Source organism: Microcoleus sp. MON1_C5, assembly GCF_036701875.1.
GTDB lineage: Bacteria > Cyanobacteriota > Cyanobacteriia > Cyanobacteriales > Microcoleaceae > Microcoleus.
Window position 1 is genome coordinate 23,218 of record NZ_JAUBRN010000069.1, and the last position, 8,921, is coordinate 32,138.

An 8,921-nucleotide genomic window follows, 5' to 3' on the forward strand; every position below is an offset into this window, starting at 1 on the left:
AAAAAATCCTCCTCATCTGCATTAATCGGCATTCATGGGCGAGCAAAAAAAGAACAACCACTCAACCTATTACAAAATTTCCCAAAGTCTTAAGGAAAATAAACATACTTCGGCCCCAACTTATGCAAACAATAGTTACAAAGACTAACCGAAGTTAAAGTTAAAAGCAATGTCACAAGATACCATCGAATCAATTCTGCAAGAAAAACGGCTATTTCAGCCGCCCGCTGAATTCTCCGAAAAAGCTCACATCAAAAGCCTAGAAGAGTACCAAGCCCTCTACGACAAAGCCAAAGCTGACCCCCAAGCATTCTGGGCAGAACTCGCGGCCCAAGAATTGCACTGGTTCCAAAACTGGGATACTGTGCTCGACTGGCAGCCGCCTTTTGCTAAATGGTTTGTCAACGGTAAAATTAATATTTCTTACAATTGTCTCGATCGCCACTTAACCACTTGGCGCAAAAATAAAGCCGCCCTGATTTGGGAAGGCGAACCCGGAGACTCCCGCACCCTCACCTACGCGCAACTCCACCGCGAAGTCTGCCAAATGGCGAACGTCATCAAAGAATTGGGAGTTCAAAAGGGCGATCGCGTCGGCATTTATATGCCCATGATTCCCGAAGCTGCGATCGCCATGCTAGCCTGCGCGAGAATCGGTGCAGTACACAGCGTTGTTTTTGGCGGTTTTAGTGCAGAAGCTTTGCGCGATCGGCTTAACGACGGCCAAGCAAAACTCGTGATCACCGCTGACGGTGGCTTCCGCAAAGATACCGCCGTCGGCCTCAAAACACAAGTAGACAAAGCACTAGCAAATAATGCCGTACCCAGCGTTACTAACGTTCTGGTAGTTCAGCGCACCAAGCAGCAAATTGATATGGAACCAGGGCGCGATCTTTGGTGGCACGACTTGCAAAAAGACGCATCCGCTGACTGCCCCGCCGAACCAATGGACAGCGAAGATATGCTGTTCGTACTCTACACTTCCGGAAGTACCGGCAAACCGAAAGGAGTCGTCCACACCACAGGTGGCTACAACCTTTACACCCACATGACCACCAAGTGGATCTTCGACCTTCAAGATACCGATGTCTACTGGTGCACCGCAGACGTAGGCTGGATTACAGGCCACAGTTACATAGTCTACGGCCCGCTTTCCAACGGCGCGACCACAATCATGTACGAAGGTGCGCCCCGCCCATCCAACCCAGGCTGTTTTTGGGATGTGATCGAAAAATACGGCGTCACCGTTTTCTACACTGCACCCACGGCGATCAGAACATTCATGAAAATGGGCGAACACTTGCCCAACGCGCGCAATTTGTCCTCTTTGCGATTGTTAGGAACCGTCGGCGAACCGATCAATCCCGAAGCTTGGATGTGGTATCAGCGCGTAATTGGCAACTCGAATTGTCCCATCGTCGATACTTGGTGGCAAACAGAAACCGGGGGAATTATGATTACCGCTTTGCCAGGTGCAATTCCTACAAAACCCGGTTCTGCAACCCTACCGTTCCCCGGAATTGTGGTCGATGTTGTTGACCAAGAGGGCGAACCAGTAACTAACGAAAGCGGCGGTTATTTAGTGGTGAAACATCCTTGGCCGGGAATGATGCGGACGCTTTACAACGATCCCGATCGCTTCCGCCGCACCTATTGGGAATATTTGCACCCGAAAGATGGCGAATTCGTGTACTTTGCAGGGGACGGCGCGCACAAGGACAAAGACGGTTATTTCTGGGTAATGGGCCGCGTTGACGATGTAATTAATGTGGCCGGACACCGACTCGGCACGATGGAAGTCGAGTCAGCTTTGGTATCGCATCCAGCGGTGGCGGAAGCTGCGGTTGTTGGTAAACCGGATGAGATTAAAGGTGAGGATATTGTGGCTTTTGTCACGCTGGACAACTCGCAGCAACCTAGCGATGAATTGGCTAAGGAGTTGAAGCAGCACGTTGTTAAGGAAATTGGGGCGATCGCCCGTCCCGGCGAAATTCGATTTACCGATGCTTTGCCGAAAACGCGAAGCGGCAAAATTATGCGGCGTTTGCTGCGTTCTTTAGCTGCGGGAGAAGAGGTTTCTGGAGATACTTCGACTTTGGAAGACCGGACGGTTTTGGATAAGTTGCGGGGTGGTTCGTAGGGGTATTTTGTAAGTGCAGATATAGGCAGATAAACACAGATGAACGCTGATGTAATTTTATCGGCGTTCATCTAGGGTTTTAGATAATTGTTGAGTCGTTTATTTGCCGCGCCACAGATGAACGGCATCGGCGTTAATTTCAGACCTTACCTGTAGCCAATCCTCCAGCAAGTAGTCATCATCAACTGCTTGCTTGTGCTGTTCGTCTTTGAGACTTGCCAAGACGTAAACTCCAGACGGATAGTTGACATGACGAATTTCTGGGTCATATCCAAAGTCTTGAATTTTTGCCAAAACGCGATCGACAGCAGCGAGAACAGTAAGAGCGGCCGCAAGAATAATTTGACCGAGTTTAGCACCCGGTTTTACACATTCCACAATAGCCATTATTCTTTCTCCTTATGCTATCTTAGATATTTTTACTGCAATGAATTATTTGGCTCATCTATTCTTATCAAAAGGCACGCCAGAATCCTTGATTGGCAACCTCTTAGGAGATTTTGTCAAAGGAACGGCAGTCAACCTTTATCCCGAGGAAATTAGAAAGGGCATCGATTTGCACCGCAAAGTAGATAGCTACACGGACTCTCACCCAATAGTGCGATCGAGTAAAAGCCTTGTTTCTTCACAGAGACGAAGGTTTGCTGGAGTTTTGATTGACGTGTTTTACGACCACTTCTTAGCTAAAAATTGGCTGGAATATTCAGAAATTCCGCTCCGGGATTTTTCTCAGGATGTCTATAAAATCCTGCAAGACAACCGCGATATATTACCTGACTCTCTCCAGCGGGTGCTGCCCACAATAATTGCCCGCGACTTGCTTTCATCTTATCAGGAAATTGCCGAAATCGGCATCACTCTTACAAGAATGTCGGCGCGACTGAAACGCACCAATAACTTGGCAAGCGGCATAGAAGATTTGACAGCTAACTATCAACGCTTAGAATCGGATTTTCGTGATTTTTTTCCCGATTTGATAAGATACGCGACTGTTGGCAAATTTTAATATAAAAAACAAAAATTCCCGTTGCTAGTGATAACGAACTCGTGTATAATCCAAGCGATACCTGCATGAAATCTCAAATGCAACAGGGTTCAAAATATGGCAACCAGAATTCCGAACCTGCAAATAACTAAAGTAGTTGACGGCGACAGCATCAAAATTTTTCTCAACGGAAAAACCGAGTCTCTGCGCCTGATTTGCGTCGATACAGAAGAAAGTCATTCGGGAGGCTCCAAACCTATAACTGCGGCGGGCAAAGCAGCTTCGGAAATGGCTAAAAAATACTTCGCCACAGCAGATGGCGGACTTGCTACAGTTGACATAGAATTTGATACAGATGACCCAATAGAAATTGCGGTGGAAAAACACCGCGATAACTACGGGCGTCTCCTGTGTTACGTGCATAAAGAGGGAGAAAATTATAATCTGAAACTGATTGCAGAAGGCTGGAGTCCCTACTTTGTTAAATACGGGCGATCGAGATTGTATCACCGCCAAATGACTGAGGCAGAATCGGCAGCAAAAGCTTACAATCTGATGATTTGGAATCCGATTATCAATGCCAAAATACCCTCTCGCAACTATGCTAATTTACTGCCTTGGTGGTCGATGCGAGCCTCAATTGTTGAAGAGTTTCGGTTGTCGGAAGCAACAGGAGGAGCGCTTTCTTTGAGGTTGCACTACCCGAAAATATTAGCGGCTTCTGAGAGGGCTAAATCTATTACTATTTTCTGCGATTTGCAGGCTGGAATTAATAAATGGATCGGCAGCAGCGCTCTAATTTATGCGGGTTCAGTGTATCATAAATTAGATTTGTGGATACCAGATGCTGAAACTGATGAAAGAGCTCCCTTGAAGCGGCTAATCGAGAAGCGTTATGCGGGTCTGGGACGGGGATATGTGTATGTCAGTGGGAAGGTAGAACAGTACAAAGGGAAGCCTCAAATAGTTTTGAAGGATATCAAACAACTTTCAGACTTTCCCCGATAATATTTAAACTAGAGTTAATTTCATCAATCCTTTTTACTACATATAATTTTCTTAGGAAGTAAGATCGCGCAAATAGAGGGCGATCCTAAAAAACGATCGCCCTCTATTCAGCCCTGATATCCTATTTATCCAGAGGTGCAGGAACATTTATTGCTGCATTGAAGGAGTAGTGAAAAATCTGCATCCTAAAGGATTTGTGCGTGCAGATTGATTTTGAGGAGTGGTTATAGAAGGACTAGAGTTAGAAGGTGTGGTATTCAATTCTGAGACAGTAAAAGATTTAGAAGTGTTAGAAGTTTTGCCGATGTTGCTAACCGAACTGTTAGTAACATCGGGTGACTCGGTACTGGTGATATCCTGTGTTTCAGTTACATTTATCGGCGATTTTACCGTCGTTTGTGCCTGACACGGAGAGGCAGCCATAGCAGAAATTACAGCAAAGCTCAGACACCAAAAATAGCCCGTGGATTTAATCATATTTATCTAAACCTAAACTTAAAGAAGTATTACTACTGCTTCTTAATAATAGATTAAGTTAGAAAAACTTATACTTCAAGCGTGTTAATGCGTATTTTTTTAAACTTAATAATTACGTATTTGTATGGAGGAAAAAACGATACAAACGGAGAAATTACTATTAAGTGTAAAGTTTGAGTAAAGATAGGGGGTTTTTACTGAGAAAAAATATTAGGACATCCCGCTGGGGTTTTAATTACTGTCGGCTGACCGAAAAACACATTTCTCGCTTAACAGGCAAGATTTCGATTCCACAAAATTAAATTTTCTTGTGGTTCGTTCCTGTGGGGCGGGTTCGCCAAAATTGTTTGCAGTGGGCGATCTACTAAACCCGGCCCCACACGATTAAACTCTTAAAACGAGAATGAAGTTCTCAATACACCAACTGCGATCGGGTCGCTATCGGGAGTGTGACCGGGTTGAAAAATCAAGATCAATCCAGGGGTGACACTGATATTATCATTCACCTGCCAGCGGTAGAATACCTCTACATGAGTAGTGGTTCCGGGTTGCCCGCCCGATCGCCCTAAACCCGTATCTAAAAAATCAGGAACGTTATTGCCTGTAGGTAAATTGCTGCTGACAATTTTAGGCGGTTGCCCGATATAAATTCCTCCTAAGTTTCCTGCTTTAAACAAATCGGGAAAATTTACAAAAACCATATAATTTGTAGTTGCTACTGTACCAGATTTACCCGGAATGCGAGAATTAGTATAACCAGCCCAACCTCCCAGAGAAATTCGCGATAAAATGCGCCAATTTAAACTGGCTCCCACTGCATTTGTTTGCAAAGGTTCGGACTTATTTGTGCTAGAATTGATAGCAGTCAATTGGCGATCGCCTGCCAAACTAATCAAATTACCATCGGGCGAATAATCGTTAACATAATAGACAGTAATATCTACTGAATCGGCTGGCGTTAGAGTTAGTTGTACGCCCAATGTATTGTGGCCTTGAGACCAGTTAAAACAGACAAAAAATCCGGGAATGTTAGTAGAATAAACTGCTTGCAAACTGGCTCGATTCGCAAATTGCCAGTCAATGCCTATGCCGCCTAAACCCAAACCAGTGTTCAAAATTGGGTTTCTTTGGGCGAACGCAGAAAGGGGACCGGAAGCTGCACTTTCGGCCCGATTCGGCCCTCGAAAACCAGTTACCATGTTAACTCCTGCTGTCCCTGCAAACACTGCCAATTTGTCACCGACCAGAAAGCGGTAGTTGAGGTCGCTGATAGTAAATCCAGCAGTTTCTCCTAAATTATAAGCAACGTTTACGTCTTCGGTTAATTGTGGTGAATTGGTTCCGTTCTGGTTGTAAAAACCGATTAATAAGTTACTTCTAGGACTAAATTGTGTGGTTAAATATAATTGAGTGAAGTTGATCGAGTTGACATTTGTACCGGGGTCTTCGGTATCCCTTTTGCCGTCTCTTGGAGCGCGATCTGCACGGTTGGGAGTGCGCCCTTGTATTCCAAAAACGGTGAATCCTGATAGCTGAGTTGTTGTTGAAAATTGATTGGCTTCTAGTTCGGTAGCTCGCGCTTCTAGCACATCCACTCGGCCTCGCATTGTGGCCATTTCGGCTGCAAATTCTTCTTGCAATTTTTGTAGTTTTATTAAGTCGTCTCGCTTAGCTAGACTTTCAGTTGATTTGGCGATGGACTCGCGGATTGTATCTAAACAAGCATTGACTCCGGCTGCAAATTCATAGCGCGTTATAGCGCGGTTTCCGCGATAGGTTCCGTCGGGGTATCCAGCTATGCAGCCGTATCTTTCTACTAAGGATTGCAATGCTTGAAATGCCCAGTCTGTTGGCTGTACGTCGCTGAGTTGGGAAACTGATGTAACTTGTTCTAGTGAGTTGTCACCAAGATAAACTAATGGGGGATTTTCTAATTTATTTTCTTCAACTAATGCGGGTATTGGGGCGGGCTGCGTTTCGCTGGCTTCGGAGAGGTGAGTTTCTATCTCACTCGCGATAGGTACGGGCGGCTCCGATGTGGGGTTTAGCGGTGAAGTTTCCTCTACATTGTCAGATTTTTCGACTAATTTGCGATGGGGATTACGATCGAAATTATCCGCTAGATTATTTGTCGGTGCGGGTAATTGATACCATTCATTAACTGGAGCTTCCGAATTTGCACTATTTGCTGTTGTTTCAGGATCAGTAGTTTCTGCTAAGGCTGGAATGCTGAATAATGCCTGCAATCCGAATCCTAGTATTAAGCTGCTAAGGATTTTCCAAATTTGTCGATCGCACTTATGATTTTTCCTGCTATTTATACCTTGTGAGAAAAAAGCCCAAAAAGTGAGACAAAGCGTGATTTCCTACGGGGTAGCTACGCTTGAGGCACTATTCGAGATGAAGGGCGATCGTAAATTGCATTAATTCTCCCAAAACCGACGAACAAGTCAAAGTGCCGTCCTCGGTTTCTTCCCCTATGTGACGCCTGATTGACTATCCGGTTCCCGTTTTTTTTAAAGATTTTGTAATGAAGGAAAAATCAAAAATCTGCAATATTATTTCCTCAGACATTCCTATGCCATTGCCTTTAATTTTAATCAAAACATCTCGCTCTCGCTCGGATAGTTAAGTAGTAATATTAATGGTGTGGGGGGCGAATATAATCTCAACCAAAATACACCATTGATTAGCTTTTTATACAGTATATATCATTTTTTTTCAGCAGCATTCATAAACACCAGATTCATTTCCCAGAGCATTTAAGCAAACTAATCTTTCCATAATTTTTGATGATGTGAATGACCGGCTGATTGTTATATGCCTTCAAACGGTGCTGCCAAACCATCAAAGTCCTATCAATTCCTTCCCGGATATCGGCTAACATTTTATACTCGCTGTCAACACGGGAAAAAGTGTACAGCGATTTATCGGTTAACATCGTTCCGAGGGAAACACGAGCGATTTTTTTAGCGCTAGCCAAGTTTTTGGCTTCAGTATCATTACCGTTGACCCCGCAAAAATATTAAGTATATTTAACTTATTGAACCCCTTAATACTATAATATTATCACCGCAAATCTGTAGCTGCCAATGGCTGCGCGATCGATCCACACTCCAGAGACTTAAAAGCTATGTGCCAATTACTGGGAATGAACTGCAATGTTCCGACAGATATTTGCTTTTCTTTTGAGGGTTTTTCTGCAAGGGGGGGCAAAACAGACGTTCATCAAGACGGTTGGGGAATTGCTTTCTTTGAAGGTTTGGGATGTCGCCTTTTTATAGACTCTAAACCTGCGATTGCTTCTCCGGTTGCAGAAGTAGTGCGTCGCTATCCCATTCATTCAACTAACGTCATTGCTCACATCCGCAAAGCTACCCAAGGCGAAATTGCTCTGGAAAACTGCCACCCTTTTATTCGGGAACTTTGGGGACGTTATTGGGTGTTTGCTCACAACGGAAATCTCGAAAACTTTGATCCAGAATGTGCCGGAGTTTACAAACCTGTTGGCAAAACTGACAGCGAAAAAGCATTCTGTTTGATATTAGAAAAGCTGCGCTCCACTTTTCCTCAAAGTAAGCCTGCTTTAGCGGAAATTTACCCTGTACTGGAAGAAATTACTAAAAGTTTGGCAGAACACGGAATTTTTAATTATTTACTTTCCGATGGAGAACACTTGTTCACCCACTGTTCTACTAATTTGCATTATATTGTGCGACAAGCACCTTTTGCTAGCGCTCACTCGATCGACGAAGATGTAACAGTCGATTTTCGGGAATTGACCAACGAGGACGATCGCGTGGCTGTTATTGCCACTTTTCCGCTGACAGATAACGAAGTTTGGACGCAAATTCAGCCGGGAGAATTGCTGGTATTTCAGGATGGTTTGCCGCTCAATTTTGGGCGGCTGGAGTCCAGTTAACGAGACTTAAACAAATTTAACGCCTAAACAAAGCCCCAACCTCCTAAATGACCAGCTTTCCAGTTTGATTGATGAAGCCAGATTTGCCATCGCGCTTGACAGCGGCTAAGCCTTCCGAAAAACTCCCCGCAGCCGAAAATTGGGGGGCGATCGCCCACTGGCCTGCTTGATTGATATATCCCCACCCTTTTGAAGCCATAACTGCTGCTAAACCTTCATTAAATAAGCGGGGGTTGCACAATTTGATGATGATTCTTGTGGGGTGTCCCGCCTGCTGTGAAAATACACGCCTTCGGGCTACGATATCCTATCCGGAACTTACCCCCTGCGGGGTAGTTCCGTGGAACTCGAACGCATACTAGCTGTAGGTTTTGCCAATTCGATCGGCT

Annotated in this window: 8 protein-coding genes; 4 read left to right on the top strand and 4 right to left on the bottom strand. The window is 44.7% G+C overall.

The window, feature by feature from the left end:
• The first annotated feature begins 169 nt into the window (after nucleotides 1–169).
• Nucleotides 170–2,140 (top strand): acetate--CoA ligase, encoded by a 1,971-nt coding sequence (acs, locus tag QUA71_RS24800; RefSeq protein ID WP_333289155.1) that lies wholly within the window; start codon nucleotides 170–172, stop codon nucleotides 2,138–2,140.
• 99 nt (nucleotides 2,141–2,239) lie between these two features.
• On the opposite strand, the gene QUA71_RS24805 is transcribed toward acs, so the two are convergent.
• Nucleotides 2,240–2,527 (bottom strand): hypothetical protein, encoded by a 288-nt coding sequence (locus QUA71_RS24805; RefSeq protein ID WP_333289157.1) that lies wholly within the window; start codon nucleotides 2,525–2,527, stop codon nucleotides 2,240–2,242.
• 40 nt (nucleotides 2,528–2,567) lie between these two features.
• On the opposite strand from QUA71_RS24805, the gene QUA71_RS24810 reads away from it, so the two are divergent.
• Both QUA71_RS24810 and QUA71_RS24815 read left to right on the top strand, forming a co-directional pair.
• Nucleotides 2,568–3,146: an ACP phosphodiesterase gene (locus QUA71_RS24810; RefSeq protein WP_333289159.1), complete on the top strand. Its 579-nt coding sequence runs from the start codon at nucleotides 2,568–2,570 to the stop codon at nucleotides 3,144–3,146.
• Between the two features lie 96 nt (nucleotides 3,147–3,242).
• A complete protein-coding gene (locus tag QUA71_RS24815) occupies nucleotides 3,243–4,133 on the top strand; it encodes a thermonuclease family protein (protein ID WP_333289161.1) in 891 nt (296 codons plus the stop codon).
• 147 nt (nucleotides 4,134–4,280) lie between these two features.
• Here the strand turns inward: QUA71_RS24815 and QUA71_RS24820 are convergent, their stop codons facing one another.
• Together QUA71_RS24820 and QUA71_RS24825 are read right to left on the bottom strand one after the other, a co-directional pair.
• Nucleotides 4,281–4,610 (bottom strand): hypothetical protein, encoded by a 330-nt coding sequence (locus tag QUA71_RS24820; protein WP_333289163.1) that lies wholly within the window; start codon nucleotides 4,608–4,610, stop codon nucleotides 4,281–4,283.
• 392 nt (nucleotides 4,611–5,002) lie between these two features.
• Entirely contained in the window at nucleotides 5,003–6,856 is a 1,854-nt protein-coding gene (locus QUA71_RS24825) for an iron uptake porin (RefSeq protein WP_333289165.1), read from the bottom strand.
• Nucleotides 6,857–7,743: 887 nt separating this feature from the next.
• Between QUA71_RS24825 and QUA71_RS24830 the strand changes: the two genes are divergently transcribed.
• On the top strand, nucleotides 7,744–8,532 hold the full coding sequence (locus QUA71_RS24830; protein WP_190655819.1) for a class II glutamine amidotransferase: 789 nt from the start codon (nucleotides 7,744–7,746) through the stop codon (nucleotides 8,530–8,532).
• Between the two features lie 43 nt (nucleotides 8,533–8,575).
• On the opposite strand, the gene QUA71_RS24835 is transcribed toward QUA71_RS24830, so the two are convergent.
• Nucleotides 8,576–8,731, bottom strand: coding sequence for a WG repeat-containing protein (locus QUA71_RS24835; RefSeq protein WP_333289168.1), 156 nt, complete (start codon nucleotides 8,729–8,731; stop codon nucleotides 8,576–8,578).
• Nucleotides 8,732–8,921: the final 190 nt, after the last annotated feature.